Annotated in this window: 18 protein-coding genes; 12 read left to right on the top strand and 6 right to left on the bottom strand. The window is 61.1% G+C overall.

The annotated features are described in order from the left end of the window. Window positions 1-271: 271 nt before the first annotated feature. Window positions 272-1072 carry a hypothetical protein gene (locus JFU04_RS18170; RefSeq protein WP_201145225.1) on the top strand — a complete coding sequence of 267 codons (801 nt, stop codon included), beginning with the start codon at window positions 272-274 and terminating at the stop codon, window positions 1070-1072. Here the strand turns inward: JFU04_RS18170 and JFU04_RS18165 are convergent. Together JFU04_RS18165 and xthA are read right to left on the bottom strand one after the other, a co-directional pair. After that, entirely contained in the window at window positions 1038-2369 is a 1332-nt protein-coding gene (locus JFU04_RS18165) for a substrate-binding domain-containing protein (protein WP_201145223.1), read from the bottom strand. The genes JFU04_RS18170 and JFU04_RS18165 overlap by 35 nt on opposite strands. Before the next feature lie 114 nt (window positions 2370-2483). Beyond that, window positions 2484-3296, bottom strand: a complete 813-nt coding sequence (gene xthA / locus JFU04_RS18160) for an exodeoxyribonuclease III (protein ID WP_065901056.1) — start codon at window positions 3294-3296, stop codon at window positions 2484-2486. Between the two features lie 169 nt (window positions 3297-3465). Here xthA and JFU04_RS18155 point away from each other — a divergent pair, with 169 nt between their 5' ends. From JFU04_RS18155 to JFU04_RS18125, 7 genes are all read left to right on the top strand, one after another. Continuing rightward, window positions 3466-4116, top strand: a complete 651-nt coding sequence (locus JFU04_RS18155; RefSeq protein ID WP_065901053.1) for a GNAT family N-acetyltransferase — start codon at window positions 3466-3468, stop codon at window positions 4114-4116. A gap of 64 nt (window positions 4117-4180) precedes the next feature. Then, a complete protein-coding gene (locus JFU04_RS18150; protein WP_106803386.1) occupies window positions 4181-5908 on the top strand; it encodes an autotransporter assembly complex protein TamA in 1728 nt (575 codons plus the stop codon). Continuing rightward, window positions 5908-9579, top strand: a complete 3672-nt coding sequence (locus JFU04_RS18145) for a translocation/assembly module TamB domain-containing protein (protein ID WP_201145221.1) — start codon at window positions 5908-5910, stop codon at window positions 9577-9579. The genes JFU04_RS18150 and JFU04_RS18145 overlap by 1 nt, the downstream gene beginning before the upstream one ends. 213 nt (window positions 9580-9792) lie before the next feature. Then, complete coding sequence (locus JFU04_RS18140) at window positions 9793-10266, top strand: MarR family winged helix-turn-helix transcriptional regulator (protein ID WP_065901046.1); 474 nt, start codon at window positions 9793-9795, stop codon at window positions 10264-10266. Beyond that, complete coding sequence (locus JFU04_RS18135) at window positions 10263-11714, top strand: efflux transporter outer membrane subunit (protein WP_201145219.1); 1452 nt, start codon at window positions 10263-10265, stop codon at window positions 11712-11714. The genes JFU04_RS18140 and JFU04_RS18135 overlap by 4 nt, the downstream gene beginning before the upstream one ends. 15 nt (window positions 11715-11729) lie before the next feature. Then, window positions 11730-12950 carry an HlyD family secretion protein gene (locus JFU04_RS18130; protein WP_065901042.1) on the top strand — a complete coding sequence of 407 codons (1221 nt, stop codon included), beginning with the start codon at window positions 11730-11732 and terminating at the stop codon, window positions 12948-12950. Next, entirely contained in the window at window positions 12950-14479 is a 1530-nt protein-coding gene (locus tag JFU04_RS18125) for a DHA2 family efflux MFS transporter permease subunit (protein WP_065901037.1), read from the top strand. Before JFU04_RS18130 ends, JFU04_RS18125 begins: the two co-directional genes overlap by 1 nt. A 934-nt stretch (window positions 14480-15413) precedes the next feature. Here the strand turns inward: JFU04_RS18125 and lpxH are convergent. Continuing rightward, entirely contained in the window at window positions 15414-16163 is a 750-nt protein-coding gene (gene lpxH, locus JFU04_RS18120) for a UDP-2,3-diacylglucosamine diphosphatase (protein WP_106803389.1), read from the bottom strand. Then, window positions 16160-16663 (bottom strand): peptidylprolyl isomerase, encoded by a 504-nt coding sequence (locus JFU04_RS18115; protein WP_003211783.1) that lies wholly within the window; start codon window positions 16661-16663, stop codon window positions 16160-16162. The genes lpxH and JFU04_RS18115 overlap by 4 nt, the downstream gene beginning before the upstream one ends. Before the next feature lie 248 nt (window positions 16664-16911). Between JFU04_RS18115 and JFU04_RS18110 the strand changes: the two genes are divergently transcribed. Together JFU04_RS18110 and cysS are read left to right on the top strand one after the other, a co-directional pair. After that, window positions 16912-18612: a glutamine--tRNA ligase/YqeY domain fusion protein gene (locus tag JFU04_RS18110; RefSeq protein WP_106803390.1), complete on the top strand. Its 1701-nt coding sequence runs from the start codon at window positions 16912-16914 to the stop codon at window positions 18610-18612. 15 nt (window positions 18613-18627) lie between these two features. Then, window positions 18628-20016 (top strand): cysteine--tRNA ligase, encoded by a 1389-nt coding sequence (gene cysS / locus JFU04_RS18105; protein WP_065901022.1) that lies wholly within the window; start codon window positions 18628-18630, stop codon window positions 20014-20016. Between the two features lie 454 nt (window positions 20017-20470). Here cysS and JFU04_RS18100 read toward each other — a convergent pair whose 3' ends face one another. Beyond that, entirely contained in the window at window positions 20471-20977 is a 507-nt protein-coding gene (locus JFU04_RS18100) for a dihydrofolate reductase (protein ID WP_201145217.1), read from the bottom strand. Between the two features lie 24 nt (window positions 20978-21001). Beyond that, window positions 21002-21565: a dihydrofolate reductase family protein gene (locus JFU04_RS18095; RefSeq protein ID WP_201145214.1), complete on the bottom strand. Its 564-nt coding sequence runs from the start codon at window positions 21563-21565 to the stop codon at window positions 21002-21004. Between the two features lie 112 nt (window positions 21566-21677). Here JFU04_RS18095 and lepB point away from each other — a divergent pair, with 112 nt between their 5' ends. Continuing rightward, window positions 21678-22346: a signal peptidase I gene (lepB, locus tag JFU04_RS18090; protein ID WP_065901009.1), complete on the top strand. Its 669-nt coding sequence runs from the start codon at window positions 21678-21680 to the stop codon at window positions 22344-22346. A 50-nt stretch (window positions 22347-22396) separates the two neighbouring features. Next, on the top strand, window positions 22397-22855 hold the full coding sequence (locus JFU04_RS18085) for an HIT family protein (RefSeq protein WP_065901211.1): 459 nt from the start codon (window positions 22397-22399) through the stop codon (window positions 22853-22855). The last annotated feature ends 100 nt before the right edge of the window (window positions 22856-22955 follow it).

Here is a 22955-nt window from a genome sequence, read left to right as displayed (position 1 = left end):
CAAAGCTTACAGCCGCTGGTGGCAGCATTGATCTAGTTTTCGATGAAGACTTTTTAGAGAAAACTCAATGCTGAGAGTATCCCCAACCTCCCATTCTGTCGTCCGACCCTCCATCGCTGATTCAGGTGATGGGAGGGGGCGGACTACGGATGTCATTTGCGATGGATATGGACCGCAAAAAAATCCCCCAGGCGCTTACCGGCAAAAAGCAACCCTGAGAAGAAAGCTGCATGATCATCTTTTGGAATACAGGGCGGGTTATCACAGTCACGTGACCTATCGCGGTTTTGCGAGCATAGAAAAATCCGCCCCCTTGATGGCTGACAATTTGCGTCAGGGGTTTCACCGCGCAAATGAAATCCTTGGTAACGCGCTGCAAGCCTTGACGGAGTCTGCCTCGTATCGTGAAACCATCGAGGGTTATCTGGGATGTAGCGCTGAGTCCACCGTCGACACGCTACGCAGAAAATTTCTGGAAATGGAGCGGGGACTTGAGTTCTACGCCAATAATCCGCAGAAGATAGTGGCTGTGGGGGGTGAGGATAAACCGAATATTTCCTATAACGGGTGTGTACTGGAACCTAAAGAAAAAACCAATTTATACCTGAATATTCAGTCGGTACTTGATCGAGACACTGAAGTAACCGCGAGCTTGATACTCCATGAAGTTTCCCATGCCTATGCTAAAACCTCAGACCATTACTACATAAAATCTGAAGCGGATTACATGTGGGCCTCTATGTCCAAGAGCAAGCAGTTGAACCCACTGTTGCTGCGTCAGGCTCAGGCGACGGCACCCGCTGAAATTGACAAAGAGGCCAGGGCGATTGTCGAGGGTAAGGCGACTAACAAGGCACCCACATGCTCAGCCTATTATGGAATGAGCTCGGCAGACTCTAAAGCCTATGTGCGAATGCGCCGGCTTCAGCTAGAACCGGCACGCAGAAGAGAGGCCGCATTAAGCAACGCGGATACGCTGGCTTACTTGGCATGTGCTTTGAACCGAGCGCGGCCGAATCATAGGGTTGCCTCTGGCTTCAATACACCCACACCTCCACCCGCCGATTCTTGATCCGCCCCTCGTCCGCCGTATTCGCCGCCACCGGCATCTGCGCGCCGAACCCACGGATATCGCGCAGTACCACGCCGCTCTTGACCAGCTCACGGCGCACCGCCATCGCGCGCAACTTCGAGAGCAGCGCGGCGCGCTGCGGGTCGTTCTTGGCGTCGCCGAAACCCACCAGCGTCACTTGTTTATCCAGCTTTTCATGGCTTTTCAGGTACGTCACCACGCGCTGCAGATCCTGGCGCGCCTTGTTGTCGAGGCTTGCGCTGCCTTCCTCGAAACGAAAATTCACTGTCAGCCGCTGGGCCTCACGGGCGATGGCCTGATAATCCTCGGGCATCGATGGACGTGGCTGCACCGCGATCGCCTGCACCTGCTGTGCGATAAACCCGTTGGCCGCGACGATCGCCTGGCCCTTGCTGGTCTGGGTGAAGTCCACCAGCGCCTTGGCCCAGGGATTGTGCCCGGACGGCGGCAGGTAAAAGAACAAGCGGCGCGACAGCGGGTAATCCTCGGTAGCGATCAGGCTATTGAGCGCCAGCATCGGTTGCGAATCGCCGTCGACAATCGCCACCGCCTTGGCCTGGCGCACGTAGGGCAGGCCGATGAAACCGATGCCCTGGGGATCCTGGCTGACCGCATCGGACAGCGCTTCGCTGGACTCGAAACGCTTGGCTGACGCGACGAGAGGCTTGCTGCGCCGATTCAGCACCAGCTCCTTGAACGTGTCGTAAGTGCCGGATTGATCATCGCGCGCGTACACGTGAATGGGCCCGCCGATGCCACCGAGAGCCTCCCAGGTGCTGGCTTCGCCGTTAAAGATCTGCGCCAGTTGTTCGGTGTTCAACGTGTTCAGTGTGTTTTGCGGGTTGAGGATGATGGCCAGGCCGTCGATGGCGATCACCTGCTCGGCGCCGGGGCTTTTCAGGTCGCCCAGGGGTTCGAGGTCCACCAGCTCGCTGTCCTTGATCGGACGCGACGACGCTGCAAGGTCGGCGCCGGCTTTTTTCAGTGCGGCAAATCCGGTGCTGGAACCGTGGGCCGCGACTTCGATGGTCACGGTCTTGCCCTGGCGCGTCTTGCCGATGACCCGCTGTTCATTGGCGCCATCGCCAGGCTCATTGTGCACGCCCTGTAAGCCTTGATGTTCCATCAAGCCCTTGACCAGCGCGGGGCCGAGCGCCGCACCGATGGTGTTGGAGCCCTGGATGCGCAAGGCGGGGCCTTGCTCGGGAACGGGGAGGGAAGCAGCGACAGCGAAGAAAGGAAAAAGGGTCAGCACTAACAGAACGCGCAGCATCATGCCGGCACCTTCTCAAGCCAAAGGGGGTGCGGCGAGATTAAGTCAGCAAGATTGCATTCATGTGACGAGCACCTGTAGGAGCCGGCAAGCCGGCTCCTACAGTGGAGCGTGTGGTCAGCTCAGTTCAAGCCAGATCGGCGCATGGTCCGACGGTTTTTCCAGCCCGCGCAATTCGTAATCCACCCCGGCATCCTTGACCCGTGGCACCAGGCCATTGGACGCAAGGATCACGTCGATGCGCAGCCCGCGCTTGGGCTCGTCTTCAAACCCGCGGCTGCGGTAGTCGAACCAGCTGAAACGGTCGGCCACGTCCGGGTTGAGGTGGCGGAAGCTGTCCACCAGGCCCCAGTTCTTCAGGCGTGCCATCCACTCGCGCTCTTCCGGCAGGAAGCTGCACTTGCCGGTTTTCAGCCAGCGTTTGGCGTTGTCGGCGCCGATGCCGATGTCGCAATCTTCCGGGGAAATATTCACATCGCCCATCACCACCAGTGCCTGGTCATTGCTGAACTGGCTTTCCAGCAGTTGCTGCAAGTCTGCGTAGAAGCGCTGCTTGGCCGGGAACTTGGTGGGGTGGTCACGGCTTTCGCCCTGGGGGAAATAGCCGTTCATGATGGTGACCGGCTGGCCGTTCTCGTCGGCGAAGGTGCCCCAGATAAAGCGGCGCTGGGCGTCTTCTTCATCGCTGGCAAAGCCTTTGTGCACGCTCAGGGCTTCTTTGCGCGACAGCAGCGCCACGCCGTAGTGACCTTTTTGCCCGTGGTAGTACACGTGATAGCCCAAGGCCTGCACTTCGGCGAGGGGGAACTGATCGTCGTGGACCTTGGTTTCCTGCAGGCCGATCACGTCGGGCTGGTGTTTTTCAATCAGCGCCGCCAACTGATGAGGGCGGGCGCGCAGCCCGTTGATATTGAAGGAGACGATTTTCATGGTCGGCAGTCCAGTCCTGGCAAAAGGGCGATGCTAGCGGACAAGTCGGACGGGGGCCAGCGTGGCGGTAGGACAGATGCACTGCTAATGTCTGGGAACGACTGGTGCTGCGTAGGTTCGTACCCATAAGAACGCCACCTTTTGAGTGGTGCCCAGGGAGATTGACTGTATGCCTGAAACCTCGACTGCCATTGCCGACATTCGCCTGCTCAACAGCGGCTATTCCCGCGAGGCCCGCTCCCTGCTGTACCAGGCCTATCGGCATGAGCCGACGTTCGCCTACATCTTTGAGGCCGAGCGCCCAGGCTATGAACAACGGGTCCGTGCCACCGTGCGCGAGCTGGTCAAGCAGCACTTTTTCCAGAAACTGCCGGCGATTGGCCTGTTCATCAACGACCGCCTGATCGGCATTGCGTTGATCGCCCCCCCGCAACGGCGTCTGGGGATCACCGAAAGCTGGGCCTGGCAGCTGCGCATGTGGTTGAGCACCGGTGTGCGCGGCACCCGTCGCTACCTCGAATACCATCAGGCGGTGTTGGCCTGCCTGCCCAGCGAATCGGTGCATGTGCTGCCGCTGCTGGGCATTCATCCGCAATTCCAGGGCAAGCATTACGGCGAGCAACTGCTGGAAGCCGTACACAATTGGTGCGCCGAAGACCCGCATTCGTCCGGTGTGGTGCTGGACACGGGGAATTCTCGCTATCTGGAGTTCTACAAGCGTCAGGGCTACGAGGAAATCGGCGAAGTCGCTATAGGACCTGTCCTTGAGCACGTTTTTTTCCACCCCAATCCGCAGGTGTTACATGCTGCAACGGCTTAAGACAGAATTATTCAGACAATTCTGAGTTCAAAGAGTCTCCCTTGCTCGTGTAGCATCCGCGCCTATGAAGTTTCCAGGAAGATTTACCAGCGGCTTGGTTCTGCTGTTCACCAGCTGCGGTGCATTCGCACAAAGCGAATTGGACGTGCGGATCAAGCCATCAAACGACGCGTTGAAAGCCAACATCGAAGGCTATATCGGCGGGGTGGGCGATCGTGATGAAGAGGCCTTGCTGCGGTTCAGCCGTGGCGCCGAGGAGCAGGCGCGCAAAGCCGCGCAGGCACTGGGTTTCTATCAGCCACTGATCGAGAGTGACGTGAAGGGCGGCAAGAACCCGCGCCTGATCCTCACCATCGACCCCGGCGAGCCGGTGCATTTGCGCAACGTGACCATTCGGGTCGACGGTCCTGCCGCGAACCTCAAGACGTTTCGCGTGCCCGCCAGTGACGACCTCAAATCCGGCGCCGTGCTCAACCACGGCCATTACGAAGACGCCAAGCGCCTGATCCAGAACCAGGCGTCGCGCTACGGCTTTTTCAGCGGGCGCTTTACTCGCCAGACACTCTCGGTTGACCCGCAGGCCGGCGTCGCCGATATCGAACTCATCTATGACAGTGGCCCGCGCTACACCCTGGGCAAGGTCAGCTTTGCCGGCGATACGCCGTTTGACGAAGACCTGCTGCAACGCATGGTGCCGTTCAAAAGCGGTGACCCCTACGATTCCGAACTGATCGCCGAACTCAACCAGAACCTGCAGGCCAGCGGCTTTTTCGAAGGCGTGCGCGTGGACGCCGCCCCAGCGGCCTCGAGCAAAGACGTGATCCCGGTGGCCGTCAACCTGCAAACCCGCAAGCCGCGCACCATGGGCCTGGGCTTGGGTTTCTCCACCGACGTCGGCCCGCGCGGCAAGGCCAACTGGACCCGTCACTGGGTCAACCCCCAGGGCCACAGCTATGGTTGGGAGGCCGAACTGTCGGCGCCACGCCAGAACGTCGGCCTGTGGTACGACATTCCGCTGGACCCGCCGCTCACCGATAAATTGCGCTTCGCCGGCGGTTACCAGAATGAAGAGATCGCCAATACCGACACCTTGAGTAAATTGCTCACCCTCGGACCTGAATGGCACAGCAAGTTGCCCAGCGGCTGGACCCGCGTGATCTCGCTCAAATACCAGCGCGAAGAATATCGGTTGGGCAATGACTCCGGCCTCAGCAACCTGGTCATGCCCGGCATCAGCTATTCCTACCTGCGCAGCGATAACCGCATCGACCCGCACAACGGCTACCGCCTGCAGTTCGACACCAAGGTTGCGAAGGAGGGCCTGGGCTCCGACACCAACCTGCTTTACGGCACGGCCATGATCAAGGGTTTGACCACCCTGTGGGACAACCACCGGTTCCTGGCCCGGGCCCAGGTCGGCGGCAGCGCGACCAATGGCTACAAGTCGGTGCCGCCGTCGCTGCGTTTCTTCGCCGGTGGCGACCAGAGCGTGCGTGGTTACGAGTACCAGACGCTCTCGCCTGAGAACGACCGCGGCGACCGTATCGGCGGCCGCTACATGGTGGCCCTGAGCGCCGAGTACCAATATTCCATCGCCGAGAAATGGCGGATCGCAACCTTTATCGACCAGGGCAACTCGTTCAATTCCCTGGAGCTGCCCAGCCTCAAGACCGGCGTCGGTGTCGGCATTCGCTGGGTCTCGCCGGTGGGGCCGATCCGCCTGGACCTGGCCCATGCCCTGGAAGACCCGGGCGGCGTTCGTTTGCACTTTTCCATGGGGCCTGAGCTGTGATGCGTGGTGTAAAAATAGCGGGGCTGGCCGTACTGGCAATCCTCGCCGTGCTGTTGCTGGCACTGTGGGCAATCCTCGGCACCCAGGCCGGCAGTCGCTGGGCCCTGGGGCGTGTGCCGGGGTTGAGCGTGGAGAATTTCCAAGGGCATTTGGGCGGCCAGTGGAGCGCCGACCATCTGCTGTGGGCGCAAGACGGCAGTCGTGTCGAGCTGAAGGCGCCGACGTTGGATTGGTCGCCGGCGTGCCTGTTGCGCATGACCGTGTGCATCAATCGCCTGGACGTGGATCAAGTCAGCCTGCAGTTTGCGCCGAGCACCGAAGAGAGCCGCGGGCCGATTCAATTGCCGGATCTGAAGTTGCCCGTTTCCATTCAATTGGGCGACGTTCGCGTCGGCAGCCTGCTGTTCAATGGCAGCGAGGAACTCAAGGGCCTGCAGCTGGCAGCGCACTGGACCGCCGCCGGGATGCAGATCGACTCGGTGCACCTGCAACGCGACGACCTGGTGCTGGACCTTGCTGGCCTGCTGCAACCCAGCGGCGACTGGCCGTTGACCGCCAGCGGTGACCTGAGCCTGCCTTACGCCCCCGGCGGTGCGCCGTGGAAAGTGGCGCTCAAGGTCGAGGGCGATTTGCTCAAGACCCTCAAGCTCGACGCCGACAGCAGCGGTTACCTGCCGGCCAAACTCAGCGGCGAGCTGCAGCCCCTGGCGGAAAACCTGCCCGCGCAGTTGCACATCACCGCGGACGGCTTCAAGCCGAGCGCCGATTTGCCCGACACCCTGCAACTCAATCAACTCGACCTCAGCGCCAAAGGCGACTTGAGCAGCGGCTACCAACTGCTGGGCAAGGCCGTGCTGCCGGCGGAAAAAGGCCCGGTGGACCTGCTGTTGCAAGGCAAGGTCGACGCCAAGGGCGCGCAGATCGCCGGCCTCGACCTGAAGGCCGGTGACCGCCAGAGCCTGAAACTGACGGCGCAGCTGGACTGGCAACAAGGCTTCAGCGCCGAGGCCAGGATCGATTGGCTGGACTTCCCGTGGCATCGCCTGTACCCGCTGATCGACGAGCCACAGGTCGTATTGCGCACCTTCAACGGTGAAGTCTCCTACAAGGACGGCAACTACCTCGGCAATCTCAAGGCCGACCTCGACGGCCCGGCTGGCAAGTTCACGGTGGTCACGCCCTTCAGCGGCGACCTCAAACAAGTGTTCCTGCCCGAGTTGAAACTCAGCGCCGGCCAAGGCAAGGCCGAAGGCCACCTCAACTTGCAGTTTGCCGACGGCATCGCCTGGGACACCGCGCTCGACCTGTCGGCGTTGAACCCGGCGTACTGGGTCGCCGAGTTGCCCGGCACCCTGGCCGGGCCGCTGCGCAGCCAAGGTGAATTCAAGAACGAACAGCTCAAGCTCAACGCCGACCTCGACCTCAAGGGCCGCCTGCGCGGGCAAACCGCCGTGCTGGCCGCCAAGGCCGAAGGCGCGGGCGAGCAATGGACCCTGGCCAACCTGGATATTCGCCTGGGCGACAACCGCATCAACGGCAGCGGCAGCCTGCAGCAACGCCTGGCCGGGCAGATCGATATCAAGCTGGCGCGCCTGGCCCAGCTGTGGCCGCAGCTGCGCGGGCAGGTCAATGGCCGGCTCGACGTGGCCGGCAGCCTCCAGGCGCCGCAAGGCAAGCTCGACCTCAAGGGCCAGCAACTGGCATTCGCCGATAATCGCCTGCAAAGCCTGAGCCTGGACGCCAACCTGGACAGCACCCAGCGCGCCAGGATCGACCTCAAGGGCAGCGGCATCCAGGCCGGCGACACTCAGGTCGGCACCCTCACGGCCAGTGCCCAAGGCGATATTAAGAGCCAGAAGGTCCAATTGGACCTGGCCGGTCCGTTGGTCAAACTGGCCCTGGCCCTGGATGGCAACCTCGATAAAGGCAACTGGCGCGGGCGCCTGGCCAGTGGCGATTTGCAAGCCGGGGGCCAGGACTGGAAGCTGCAGGCCCCGGCAAAAATCGAACGCCTGGCCGACGGCAAGCTGACATTTGCCGCGCACTGCTGGGTGTCCGGCGCGGCCAGCCTGTGCGGTGAAGACCAGCGCCTGATGCCCGAGCCGAAGCTGCGCTACCACCTCAAGCAGTTCCCCATCGACAGCCTGGCGGCGTTTTTGCCCAAGGACTTCGCGTGGCAGGGCAAGCTGAATGCCGACGTACAACTCGACCTGCCCGATAGCGGGCCCAAAGGCGTGATCTCGGTGGATGCCAGCGGCGGCACTATGCGCGTCAAGGACAAGGACCAGTGGCTGGATTTCCCCTATGACACCCTCAAGCTGGAAACCACCCTCAACCCCAAGCGCATCGACACCCAGCTGAACTTCCGTGGCGGCCAGCTCGGCGAGCTGTTGCTGCAGGCGCAGATCAATCCACTGCCGAAAAACAAGCCGATCACCGGCAACTTCAGCCTTACTGGCCTCGACCTCGCCGTGGCGCGGCCGTTTGTGCCGATGGTGGAAAAACTCACCGGCAAGCTCAACGGCAGCGGGCGGATTTCCGGCGGATTGCTGGCGCCGCAGGTCAACGGCAACGTCAACCTGGTGGGCGGTGAAGTGTCCGGGCCGCAACTGCCGGTCAGCCTTGAAGGCCTGAACGTGCAGGCGCTGATTGCCGGCGAGAGTGTGCAATTGAATGGCGCCTGGCGCAGTGGCAAGGCCGGGCAGGGCAGCCTCAAGGGCCAGATCGACTGGGGCCAGGCGCTGGTGGTGGACCTCAGCCTGCAAGGCTCGCAACTGCCGGTCACGGTAGAGCCCTATGCGGTGCTGGAAGTGGCGCCCGACCTGAAGATCAGCCTGAAGAACGACAAACTGGCGATTGCCGGCAAGGTGCAGATCCCGCGCGGCGACATCACCGTGCGTGAGCTGCCACCGTCGACGGTCAAGGTCTCGGACGACACGGTGATCGTCGGCAGTCAGACCGAGGAGGGCAAGCCACCGATGGCGATGGCCATGGATATCGACGTCGCGGTGGGCGAGGACAAGCTCAACTTCGCCGGCTTCGGCCTGACCGCCAAGGTGCAGGGCCATGTGCACATCGGCGACAACATGGACACCCGTGGCGAGCTGTGGCTCAACGACGGCCGCTACCGCGCCTACGGGCAGCGACTCGATGTGCGTCGCGCACGCCTGCTGTTCGCCGGGCCGATCGACCAGCCCTACCTGGACATCGAAGCGGTCCGCAAGACCGACGACGTGGTCGCCGGTATCCGCCTCAGCGGCAGCGCCGAGCAGCCGACCACGCAGATCTTCTCGGAGCCGGCGATGAGCCAGGAGCAGGCGCTGTCCTACCTGGTACTGGGGCGTCCGCTGAGCAGCACCGGCGAAGACAACAACATGCTTGCCCAAGCCGCCTTGGGCCTGGGGCTGATGGGCAGCGCCGGGGTGACCTCGGACATCGCCAATAAACTCGGTATCCAGGATTTTGACCTCGACACCCAGGGCAGTGGCACCACCACGGCGGTGGTGGCCAGCGGCAAGATCACCGAGAAACTCAGTCTGCGCTACGGGGTCGGGGTGTTCGAACCGGCCAGCACCATTGCCTTGCGTTATCTGCTGAGCAAGAAGGTGTACCTGGAAGTGGCGAGCGGCGTGGCCAGCTCCCTGGATATCTTCTACAAGCGCGATTTCTGACCTTCCCCTGTTGCCGGCGATAGCGGTTCATCAGTCGATCTTTTCATTGACTGATACACAGCCATCGCCGGCAAGCCTGCGCCTGCAGTTGCGATTTTCTGCCGCCTGTCAGCTAATTAGCAAGCAAGCTAATTATTCCATTTGACATTCGCTGCCTAAGCAGTAACATCTCGTCATACATTCACTGCCTAGGCAGTAATAAGGTGACTTCCGATGAAACACTTCACCCCTGACAACTTCCACAACTGCCATCTCGGCCTGTTGCTGGGCCGCGCCGCACTGCTCAAAGACCGCATCATCGACACCCATATGGAACCCCATGGCATCACCGCCGCGCAGTTCAAGGTGCTGATCATCATGGCCCAGTACGGCGTCGACACCCCGGCGGAGCTGTGCCGCAACCTGTCCCTGGACAGCGGCTCGATGACACGCATGCTCGACCGCCTGGAGCAAAAGGGCCTGCTGGGGCGCAAGCGTTCCGAGCTGGACCGCCGCCAGGTGCAGCTGGTGCTGACCACCGAAGGCCAGCGCCTGGCGGACATGCTGCCGCACATCGGCGCCGATGCGCTGAATCAGTTGGCCGGCGCCCTGGAGCCCGGTGAGCTGCAAACCCTGGAAAAGATCCTCAAGAAAATTCTGATAGCTGCCGGTGATCCCATCACCCTGCAGCGGGTAGGTAAAGAATGAACACACGTGCCCTTAGCCTGGTGCTGGTGGCCATGAGCATGGCCGGTTGCGCCAACTTCAGCGGCCTCGACACCCAGGGCCAGCGCCTCGACGCCAATACCTTGCAGGCCGGTAAGTCCTTGAGCGGCGTGACGCTGTCGAGTGCTGCCTGGCCCACCGCCGACTGGTGGAAAAGCCTGGGCGACCCCCAGCTCGACGGCCTGATCCAGGAAGCCCTGCAGAACAGCCCCGACATGCAAGTGGCCAGCGCCCGTGCCCATCAGGCCGAAGCCGCTGCCTATGCGGCGAATGCCGCTCGCATGCCGACCCTCGACGCCAGCGCCGGTGTGAGCCGCTCACGCCTGGCCAAGGATCAGGACCCGCTGGGGCAGGGCGATGCCTACGCCACCGTGCGTAATATCGGCGCCAGCTTCAATTACAACTTCGACCTCTGGGGTGGCCAGCGCGCCGCGTGGGAAGCCGCGCTGGGCCAGGCACGTGCCGCCGAAGTCGACCAGCAGGCCGCACGCCTGACACTCGCCGCCAACGTGGCCAAGGCCTACAGCGATTTGTGCCAGGCGCATATCGTGCGTGACCTGGCCAATGATGACCTCAAGCGCACCCGGCAAATGCTCGACCTGGGCAAGCGTCGGCTCAACTCCGGCATCGACAGCCAGTACCAGTACCAGCAGACCGAAAGCCTGGAAGCCAGCTCCCAGTCGCAACTGATCGATGCGGAAAAGCAACTGCAGAGCGCCAAGATCGCCCTCGCCGTGCTGCTCGGCAAAGGCCCGGACCGTGGCGGTGAGTTGACCCGTCCCAGCGTGCTGAAACCCAGCGCCGTGGCGGTGCCGTCGGTATTGCCGGCCGAATTGCTCGGCCGTCGCCCGGACCTGATCGCCGCGCGTTGGCGCGTGGAGGCGGCGAGCAAGAATATCGCCGCCGGCAAGGCCAACTTCTACCCCAACCTCAACCTGAGCGCGAGCGCCGGGGCCGAGTCGTTGCTGGGTGACGCGATGTTCGGGTCGGCCAGCCGCTTCTTCAGCATCGCGCCGACGATCTCGCTGCCGATCTTCGACGGTGGCCGCCTGCGCGCCGACCTCGACGCCCGCGACGCCGACTACGACCTGGCGGTGGCCCAGTACAACAAGACCCTGGTGCAAGCCCTGGGCGATATCGGCAACACCCTGTCGCAACTGCGTGACACCGGTCGGCAGATCCAGGCCCAGCAACACGCCGCGGACATTGCCCAGCAGTCCTACGACACCGGGGTGCAGCGCTACAGCTCCGGCATCGGCAACTACCTGGATGTGCTGAGCATCGAGCAGCAGTTGCTGCAGGCCCAGCGCCAGCTGGCGACGCTGAATGCAGCGCAGATCGATCTGTCGATTCAATTGATGCAGGCCCTGGGTGGCGGCTACAGCGCCAACAACGTGGCAGCGACCACCCCAGCCACACGCACGGAATAATTTGAGGTATTTGTCATGGCCACTGCCGAAAACACCAACGCAAGCGAACAACCCAAAGCCACCGAACAACCCAAAACGGACAACAACCCGCGTAAACGCAAGATCATGCTGATCGGCCTCGCGCTGATCGTCATCCTCGGCGTGCTGGGCGTGTGGGGCTGGTATGAGCTCTACGGCCGCTTCAATGAAAGCACCGACGACGCCTATGTGAACGGCAACGTGGTCGAGATCACCCCGTTGGTCACCGGCACCGTGGTCAGCATCGGCGCCGACGACGGCGACCTGGTCCACGAAGGCCAGGTGCTGGTCAACTTCGACCCGAATGATGCCGCCGTCGGCCTGCAAAGTGCCCAGGCCAACCTGGCCCGCACTGTGCGCCAGGTGCGGGGTTTGTACAGCAACGTCGATGGGATGAAAGCCCAGGTGCTGGCGCAGCAAGCCAATGTGCAGAAGGCCCAGGACAACTACAACCGTCGTAAGAACCTCGCCGCGGGCGGCGCGATTTCCCAGGAAGAACTCTCCCACGCCCGTGACGACCTGACCTCGGCGCAAAACGCCCTGGCCAACGTGCAGCAGCAATTCAAGACCACCAGCGCGCTGGTGGACGACACCGTGATTTCGTCGCACCCGGACGTCCAGGCCGCCGCCGCACAACTGCGCCAGGCCTACCTGACCAATGCGCGCAGCACCTTGATCGCGCCGGTCACCGGCTATGTGGCCAAGCGTACCGTGCAACTGGGCCAGCGCGTCCAGCCGGGCACTGCGCTGATGGCGGTGATTCCGCTGGACCAGCTGTGGATCGACGCCAACTTCAAGGAAACCCAACTGCGCGACATGCGCATCGGCCAGCCGGTGGATATCGAGTCGGACATCTACGGCAGTGACGTGAAATTCAGCGGCACCGTGGACAGCCTGGGCGCCGGTACCGGCAGCGCGTTTGCCCTGCTGCCGGCGCAGAACGCCACCGGTAACTGGATCAAGATCGTGCAGCGCGTACCCGTGCGTATCCACATCAACGCCGATGAGCTGGCCAAGCACCCGCTGCGAGTGGGCTTGAGCACCGTGGTCAATGTCGACCTGCACGACCAGAGCGGCCCGGTCCTGGCGCAGCAGGCGCCGCAAAAGGCTTCGTTCACCACCAACGTGTATGACCGCCAACTGGCCGAGGCTGACGCCATGATCACGCAGTTGATCCATGACAACAGCAGCGCCGCACCCAAGGCTGCGCAACGCTGATGAGCAATAACGCCTCCTTCACGCCACCCAGCCTGTTGATGGCCACTATTGGCCTGTCGCTGGCGACCTTTATGCAGGTGCTCGACACCACCATCGCCAACGTGGCGTTGCCGACCATTTCCGGCAACCTTGGCGTGAGTTCGGAGCAGGGCACCTGGGTGATCACCTCGTTTGCGGTGAGCAACGCGATTGCCTTGCCGCTGACCGGCTGGTTGAGCCGACGCTTTGGCGAGGTGAAGCTGTTCCTGTGGGCGACCCTGCTGTTTGTGCTGGCGTCGTTCCTGTGCGGTATTTCCACCTCGATGCCCGAGCTGATCGCCTTTCGGGTCGTGCAAGGCCTGGTTGCCGGGCCGTTGTACCCGATGACCCAGACGCTGCTGATCGCGGTCTACCCGCCGGCGAGGCGCGGCATGGCCCTGGCGTTGCTGGCAATGGTCACGGTGGTGGCCCCGATTGCCGGGCCGATCCTCGGCGGCTGGATCACCGACAGCTACAGCTGGCCGTGGATCTTCTTCATCAACGTGCCCATCGGGATCTTCGCGGTGATGGTGGTGCGTTCGCAGCTGAAGAAACGCCCGGTGGTCACCAGTTACCAGCCGATGGACTATGTGGGGCTGTTGAGCCTGATCGTCGGGGTCGGCGCCTTGCAGATCATCCTCGACAAGGGCAACGACCTGGACTGGTTCGAGTCCAACTTCATCATCATCGGTGCGGCCATTTCGGTGATTGCCCTGGCGGTGTTCATCATCTGGGAACTCACCGACAAACACCCGGTGGTCAACCTGCGGCTGTTCGCCTACCGGAACTTCCGCATCGGCACCATCGTGTTGATCCTGGGGTATGCGGGCTTCTTCGGCATCAACCTGATCCTGCCGCAGTGGCTGCAAACGCAGATGGGCTACACCGCGACCTGGGCCGGCCTGGCGGTGGCGCCGATCGGCATCCTGCCGGTGCTGATGTCGCCGTTTGTCGGTAAGTACGCGCACAAATTCGACCTGCGCCTGCTGGCAGGCCTGGCGTTCCTGGCGATTGGCCTGAGTTGCTTCATGCGTGCCGGCTTCACCAACGAAGTGGACTTCACCCACATCGCCCTGGTGCAGCTGTTCATGGGCATTGGCGTGGCGCTGTTCTTCATGCCGACCCTGAGCATCCTGATGTCCGATTTGCCGCCCCAGCAAATTGCCGACGGCGCCGGCCTGGCGACCTTCCTGCGCACCCTGGGCGGCAGCTTCGCGGCCTCGCTGACCACCTGGATCTGGATTCGCCGCGCGGACCAGCACCATGCGTACATGAGCGAAAACATGACCACCTACGACTCGGCCACCCGCGACGCGCTGCAAGCGCTCGGTGGGGCAGGGCACAAGGCGTACGCGCAGCTGGACCAGATCCTCACCAGCCAGGCGTACATGATGTCCACCGTGGACTACTTCACGTTGCTGGGGTGGATGTTCATGGGCTTGATGTTGCTGGTATGGCTGGCCAAGCCGCCGTTCGGCGCGAAGGCCGGGCCGGAAGCCTCCGGGCACTGATACCCGGATCATCCCGAGCCTTGTAGGACCCGGCTTGCTGGCGATGGCGGTGGTTCAGTCGATAAATCTATTGACTGACAGACCGCCTTCGCAGGCAAGCCAGCTCCCACATTTGGATCTCTGTTCACAAGGGATGCGTGGTGTTTGAAAATCAGACGCCAGGCAACACCAATTGCGGGTTCACAACCTCAAGCTGAGACAGCGCGCGATCAACAAGGTGGGAGCGGGCTTGCTCGCGAAGGCGCCGGTTCAGTCGATAAATGAATGGACTGACACACCGCCTTCGCAGGCAAGCCAGCTCCCACATTTGGATCTCTGTTCACAAGGGATGCGCGGTGTTTGGGAATCAGGCGCCAGGCAACACCAATTGCGGCTTCACAACCTCAAGCTGAGACAGCACGCGGTCAACAAAGGTGGGAGCGGGCTTGCTCGCGAAGGCGCAGGATCAGTCGATAAATGAATCGACTGACACACCGCCTTCGCCGGCAAGCCAGCTCCCACATTTGGATCTCTGTTCACAAGGGATGCGCGGTGTTTGGGAATCAGGCGCCAGGCAATGCCCACTGCGGGTTCACAACCTCAAGCTGAGACAGCGCGCGATCAACAAAGGTGGGAGCGGGCTTGCTCGCGAAGGCGCCGGATCAGTCGATAAATGAATTGACTGACAGACCGCCTTCGCAGGCAAGCCAGCTCCCACATTTGGATCTCTGTTCACAAGGGATGTGTGGTGTTTGGGAATCAGACGCCAGGCAACACCAATTGCGGGTTTACAACCTCAACCTGAGACAGCACGCGATCAACAAAGGTGGGAGCGGGCTTGCTCGCGAAGGCGCAGGATCAGTCGATAAATGAATTGACTGACACACCGCCTTCGCAGGCAAGCCAGCTCCCACATTAGGACCTCAATTCACAAGGGATGCGCGGTGTTTGGGAATCAAGCACCAGGCAACGCCAGTTGCGGGTTCACAAAGTCAAACGCCGCCAGCTGAAACCCTTGCTCATCCACCTGCAAGGCCCAGCCTTGCTTGTCCCAGTCCCCCAGCACGATGCGCTTGGCCGCCTGGTCTCCAATCTGCAACTTATGGATGGCCGGGCGGTGCGTGTGGCCGTGGACCAGGGTGCGCACGCCGAACTGCTGCATCACCCTGGGCACTTCCTCGGGGGTGACGTCGACGATGTCGTTGGTCTTCATGCGCGTTTGCGCGCGGCTTTCACTGCGCAGCTTGCGCGCCAGCTTGTGGCGGGTGCGCAGCGGCAGGTGGCGCAGGATAAACAGCACGATCGGGTTACGCAGGATGCGCCGCAGCTTCATATAGCCAAGGTCGCGGGTACAGAGGCTGTCGCCGTGCATCAACAGCACAGGCTCGCCATGGAGCTGCACGACACTCGGGTCCTTGAGCAAGGTGGCGCCTGCAGCTTTGCAGAACCCCTTGCCGATGAGGAAATCGCGGTTGCCATGCATGATGAAAATCGGGGTGCCGCTGTCGCTCAGCTCGCGCAAGGCTGCGCAAATCGAGCGCTGGAAGGGCGTCATCCCATCGTCGCCAATCCAGGCTTCGAAGAAGTCCCCCAGAATGTACAACGCCTGGGCGCCACGGGCGCGGTTGTGGAGCAGATCCAGAAACGCCCGGGTGATGTCCGGGCGCTCCTCTTCCAGATGCAAATCTGAAATCAGCAATATCACTCAACGATCTCGGCTTTCTCGACGATCACGTCTTCTACCGGAACGTCCTGGTGACCGGCTTTACCGGTGGTCTGCACGCCTTTGATCTTGTCGACGACGTCCTGGCCTTCGGTGACTTTACCGAACACTGCGTAGCCCCAGCCTTGAACGTTCTTGCCGCTGTGGTTCAGGAAAGTGTTGTCGGCGACGTTGATGAAGAACTGCGCGGAGGCCGAATGCGGCTCCATGGTACGGGCCATGGCGACGGTGTACTTGTCGTTGGAAAGGCCGTTGTCCGCTTCGTTCTGGATGCTTGGACGCTTGTCTTTCTTTTCCTTCATTCCAGGCTCGAAACCGCCGCCCTGGACCATGAAGTTGCCGATGACACGGTGGAAAACAGTGTTTTCGTAGTGGCCGGCCTTAACGTATTCGATGAAGTTGGCGACGGTGATCGGCGCTTTCTCGGCGTTCAGCTCGATGACGATGTCACCGTGGTTGGTGGTCAGTTTGACTTGAGTCATGTTCACTACTCTTTTCAGGGAATTCGTGGGTTTGGACGCCTGCGCGCCTTACCAGGTTGGCGAAATCGCGGCCAAGGCGCGCAGTTTAGCGTGCCCGGCAGGAATTTCGAGGTGGTTTTTTACCGCCCGTGCATTAAATGCAGCAGTTTTTGGCCACGCTCTGTCAGCGGCTTGACCGCTTCGGCTATGATAAGCCCTTTGTTTTACTTGGCCCCAACCGGCCACGAACCTGTCTGTTCAAGGATCCTATGAGCAAGCCCACTGTCGACCCTACCTCGAATTCCAAGGCCGGACCTGCCGTCCCGGTCAATTTCCTGCGCCCGATCATCCAGGCGGACCTGGATTCGGGCAAGCACACGCAGATCGTCACCCGCTTCCCGCCAGAGCCCAACGGCTACCTGCACATCGGTCACGCCAAGTCGATCTGTGTGAACTTCGGCCTGGCCCAGGAGTTCGGTGGCGTCACGCACCTGCGTTTCGACGACACCAACCCGGCCAAGGAAGACCAGGAATACATCGACGCCATCGAAAGCGACATCAAGTGGCTGGGCTTCGAATGGTCCGGTGAAGTGCGCTACGCCTCGAAGTATTTCGACCAGTTGTTCGACTGGGCCGTCGAGCTGATCAAGGCCGGCAAGGCCTATGTCGACGACCTGACCCCGGAGCAAGCCAAGGAATACCGTGGCACGCTGACCGAGCCGGGCAAGAACAGCCCGTTCCGCGACCGTTCGGTGGAAGAGAACCTCGACTGGTTCGCCCGCATGCGCGCCGGTGAGTTCCCGGACGGCGCCCGCGTACTGCGCGCCAAGATCGACATGGCCTCGCCGAACATGAACCTGCGCGACCCGATCATGTACCGCATTCGCCACGCTCATCACCACCAGACCGGTGACAAGTGGTGCATCTACCCGAACTACGACTTCACCCACGGTCAGTCGGACGCCATCGAAGGCATCACCCACTCGATCTGCACCCTCGAGTTCGAAAGCCATCGCCCGCTGTACGAGTGGTTCCTCGACAGCCTGCCGGTGCCGGCGCACCCGCGCCAGTACGAGTTCAGCCGCCTGAACCTGAACTACACCATCACCAGCAAGCGCAAGCTCAAGCAACTGGTCGATGAAAAGCACGTGCACGGCTGGGACGACCCACGCATGTCGACGCTGTCGGGTTTCCGCCGTCGCGGCTACACCCCGGCATCGATCCGCAATTTCTGCGAGATGGTCGGCACCAACCGCTCCGACGGTGTGGTCGACTACGGCATGCTCGAGTTCAGCATCCGTCAAGACCTCGACGCCAACGCCCCACGCGCCATGTGCGTGCTGCGTCCGTTGAAAGTCGTGATCACCAACTACCCGGAAGACAAGGTCGACCACCTCGAACTGCCGCGTCACCCGCAGAAAGAAGAACTCGGTGTGCGCAAGCTGCCGTTCGCGCGTGAGATCTACATCGACCGCGATGACTTCATGGAAGAGCCGCCAAAAGGCTACAAGCGCCTGGAGCCGAACGGCGAAGTGCGCCTGCGCGGCAGCTACGTGATCCGCGCTGACGAAGCGATCAAGGACGCCGACGGCAACATCGTCGAACTGCGTTGCTCGTACGACCCGGACACCCTGGGCAAGAACCCTGAAGGCCGCAAGGTCAAGGGCGTGATCCACTGGGTGCCGGCCGCTGCCAGCATCGAGTGCGAAGTGCGCCTGTACGATCGTCTGTTCCGCTCGCCGAACCCTGAAAAGGCCGAGGACAGCGCCAGCTTCCTGGACAACATCAACCCTGACTCCCTGCAAGTACTCACTGGTTGTCGTGCCGAGCCATCGCTTGGCGACGCACAGCCGGAAGACCGTTTCCAGTTCGAGCGCGAAGGTTACTTCTGCGCGGATATCAAGGACTCGAAACCAGGCGCTCCGGTATTCAACCGTACCGTGACCTTGCGTGATTCGTGGGGCCAGTGATTTAAGGGATTTGTCGTGCTAACGATCTACAACACACTCAGCAAGACCAAAGAAGTCTTCAAGCCGCTGGATGGCAACAAGGTGCGCATGTACGTGTGCGGCATGACCGTGTACGACTACTGCCACATCGGCCACGGCCGCAGCATGGTTGCCTTCGACCTGGTGACGCGCTGGTTGCGCTTCAGTGGTTATGACCTGACCTACGTGCGCAACATCACCGACATCGACGACAAGATCATCAACCGCGCCAACGAAAACGGCGAGTCGTTCGACGCGCTGACCGAGCGCATGATCGCCGCGATGCACGAGGACGAGGCCCGCCTCAACATCCTCAAGCCGGACATGGAACCGCGTGCCACCGACCACATCCCTGGCATGCACGCGATGATCCAGACCCTGATCGACAAGGGTTACGCCTACGCCCCGGGCAATGGTGACGTGTACTACCGCGTCGCCAAGTTCATGGGCTACGGCAAGCTGTCGCGCAAGAAAATCGAAGACCTGCGCATCGGCGCACGCATCGAAGTCGACGAAGCCAAGCAGGATCCGCTCGACTTCGTGCTGTGGAAAGCCACCAAGCCCGGCGAGCCGAGCTGGGAGTCGCCCTGGGGCGCCGGGCGTCCGGGCTGGCACATCGAATGCTCGGTGATGTCCACCTGCTGCCTGGGCGAGACCTTCGACATCCACGGCGGCGGCAGCGACCTCGAGTTCCCGCACCATGAAAACGAAATCGCCCAGAGCGAAGCCGCCACCGGCAAGACCTACGCCAACGCCTGGATGCACTGCGGCATGATCCGTATCAATGGCGAGAAGATGTCCAAGTCCTTGAACAACTTCTTCACCATTCGCGACGTGCTGGCAAAGTACCACCCGGAAGTCGTGCGTTACCTGCTGGTGTCGAGCCACTACCGCAGCGCCATCAACTACTCCGAAGACAACCTCAAGGACGCCAAGGGCGCCCTGGAGCGTTTCTACCACGCGTTGAAAGGTCTGCCCGCCGTGGCCCCGGCCGGCGGCGAAGGTTTCGTGGCGCGCTTCACCGAAGTCATGAACGACGACTTCGGCACCCCGGAAGCCTGCGCGGTACTGTTCGAGATGGTGCGCGAGATCAACCGCCTGCGCGAGAGCGATCTCGATGCAGCGGCGGGCCTGGCGGCGCGCTTGAAAGAGCTGGCCAGCGTGCTCGGCGTGTTGCAGATGGAAGCCGATGACTTCCTGCAAGCCGGCGCCGAAGGGCGTGTGGATGCGGCTGAAGTCGATGCGTTGATCCAGGCGCGCTTGACCGCCCGTACCAATAAGGACTGGGCGGAATCCGACCGTATCCGTGACCAACTGACCGCGATGGGTGTGGTGTTGGAAGACGGGAAGGGTGGGACGACGTGGCGGTTGGCTGATCAGGCTTGATTGGTAAACGCTGAATGGAAAACGCCCCGACTGGTTCGGGGCGTTTTTTTGCATGCCGGTTTAACGGCTCACTCGATCCATTGTGGGAGCGGGCTTGCTCGCGAAGGCGGTGTGTCAGTCACAGCTGCAGTGGCTGACACACCGCCTTCGCGAGCAAGCCCGCTCCCACATTTTTACCGTGTCCACTTCGCGAATTCTTCGGTTTCCGATTTTTCTGTGAAAAGCCAAATGCTTGCCAGCGCTTGAGCTGACGCCAGGTCCTCCGTAGCGTTGACCGGCAGCGTCTGGGTACGATAAACACGCCATAGCCTTCAACGGACGGCTATGGTTTTTCAGAAGGATTTAGTCAATGGATTGTTGGCAGACGCGGCCGATCCGCAGATGTCCCCGATCCAAATGTGGGAGCTGGCAAGCCAGCCCCTACAGTTTTTAGCGTGGCCGCTTCATGCCGTCGTTATCTACGCCTGACGTAGTCCACCCATTCATACTCAAGGCCCTCGTGCTGTCGGACGCCATGGCGGCAGACCTCAACGAACTCATCCTCAAAACGCGGAAACCTGGCTTCACCCTCGTGATCATCGTTGAACAGGGTCAGGTACAGCCTGTCCACAAGGTGTATCGCTTGGTCATAAAGCTCTGGCCCGCCACCGATATGAATTTCCTCGGGGGTGTAGAGGGCTGCGCGTTCTAGTGCCGCTGCCAGGGATTGGCAGGCGATCGCGTGCTCGTGCACATAGTCGGGGTTTCTGGACAGCACGATGTTGGGCCGATTGGCCAATGGCCTACCGCTGAGGGCAATGACCGACTCGAAGGTTTTTCGGCCCATGATGACCGGCTTGCCAATCGTCTTGGCAGCGAATCTGCGCAGATCATCCGGCACCATTCGCAACAGCCCGCCGGCTTTGCCGATGGAGCGATTACGGCTGCCTATGCCTGCGACCAATGCGAGGGGTGGGTTCATGGTCTGTTCCTTCAGAGAAATCCATTATTGCGCGGCGTGAGCGCCTGACATTACTTGATACCGACTTTGCACAAAACCATTGTCCGACACGTAGGTGCCAACATGCTGCAGCTCCTGCTCACTGCCAACCTGGCTGAACAGTGGAATGCCTTGCCCCAGCAAAACCGGGATACGCGTAATGATCAGCTCATTGACCAAGCCCGCTTCAAGAAACGCCTGGATCGTCTGGCCACCGTCGATATAGAGGTGCTTCATACCGCGTTCGGCTAACGTTGCCACGAGTGAGGTGACGTCTCCTGCCAAGACCTCGACCTTGCCCTCCAGATGCGCAGGGATCTGCAGAGGCTGAAGGGAGAGGGCAATGACGGGGGTGTCCTCGTAGGGCCAGTCCGGGAAGGACAAGACTTTCTCCAGGGTTTTGCGACCCATTACCAGTGCATCGACCGTGGCGATGAAGCGTTCATAGGTCACGCCGTTCAGCTCGGCGGTTTCGTATTCCGGTCGGTGCAACCATTCGATATCACCGTCTGGACGGGCAATAAAACCGTCGATGCTGGTTGCGATAAAAACGGAACAGCGGATATCCATGGCGAAAACTCCTTTTAGTGCGCTTTGACGCTAATACTCATTTAATCCTCGCGTGCCACAACCGGGCGTCTGAGAAACAATCCTGATGCCCTTTTCTGTCGCGCGAGGATGTATGCGAAGTTGGTTGATCCGTTACCGTTACGCAATCATTTTCTGGATATGCTTCGGCGTTTTCCGTACCTCCCTGGCCGACTGGAATCCGATTCCCTCCGGCTCCATGCGCCCGACCTTGCTGGAAGGCGATGTGGTGCTGGTCAATCGCGTAGCGTATGACCTCAAGGTCCCGCTCACGGATATTTCCCTGGCCCACCTCGATAACCCCCAGCGCGGCGATGTGGTGACGTTTTCGTCACCCAAGGATGGCATGCGCCTGATCAAGCGGATTGTCGGCGTTCCCGGTGACACCCTGGAAATGCGCGATGAAGTGCTGTGGGTCAACGGTACGCCAGCCACCTACAGCGATGCGCAGGACATCAGCGAGCCAATTGTCCCAGGTCATACGGTACCTGGGATCAAGCTGAACGAATTGGCCGCCAACCGCCAGCGTACTGTGCAGTTCATGCCGACGGTGCGGGCGATGCGCAATTTCGCGCCAGTGGTGGTGCCGGCCGACAGCTATTTCATGCTGGGGGATAACCGCGATAACAGCGATGACTCGCGATACATCGGCTTTGTGCCACGTCGGCTATTGATCGGGCGGGCGCATCACGTGCTGGCGTCGGCGCAGATTCTCGATGATTGGATGCCACGGTTTCGCAGGTTCGGCGCGTCGATCTTGTAACGGAATCTGTGCTATCTGAAGGGCAACAAGAGCCACTGATGGAGATTCAAATGACGTGTATTTTCTGCAGCATCGTTCAAAAGACTTCCCCGGCGCACATCTTGTGGGAAGACGACCAGCATATGGCGTTTCTTTCGATCTTTCCCAACACACCGGGTTTCAGCGTGGTAATCCCCAAGCAGCACTACGGCAGCTATGCGTTTGCGCAGTCGGATGAGGTGTTGGCCGGGCTTGCTATCGCCGCGAAGAAGACTGCGCAACAGATCGACCGCGCGTTTCCGGATGTGGCCCGTACGGGGATGATGCTGGAAGGGTATGGAGTGGATCATCTGCATGCGAAGTTGTTTCCCATGCATGGGACGGGCGGGGACAGTACCTTCAAGCCCATCAGCTCCAAGGTGGAGAAGTTCTTCGAAGCCTATGAGGGCTATATCTCGTCCCACGATTTTGTGCGGGCGGATGATGCCGAGCTAGCGGAGTTGGCGGCGCACATCAGATCATTTGTCTGATGCAAAACCAAATGTGGGAGCGGGCTTGCTCGCGAATGCGGTAGGTCAGTCGCTGATGTGCTGACTGAAAAACCGCATTCGCGAGTAAGCTCGCTCCCAC

It is taken from the genome of Pseudomonas sp. TH21 (assembly GCF_016651025.1).
GTDB classification, from domain to species: domain Bacteria; phylum Pseudomonadota; class Gammaproteobacteria; order Pseudomonadales; family Pseudomonadaceae; genus Aquipseudomonas; species Aquipseudomonas aylmerensis.
This window is presented reverse-complemented; position numbering and strand designations above follow the sequence as displayed.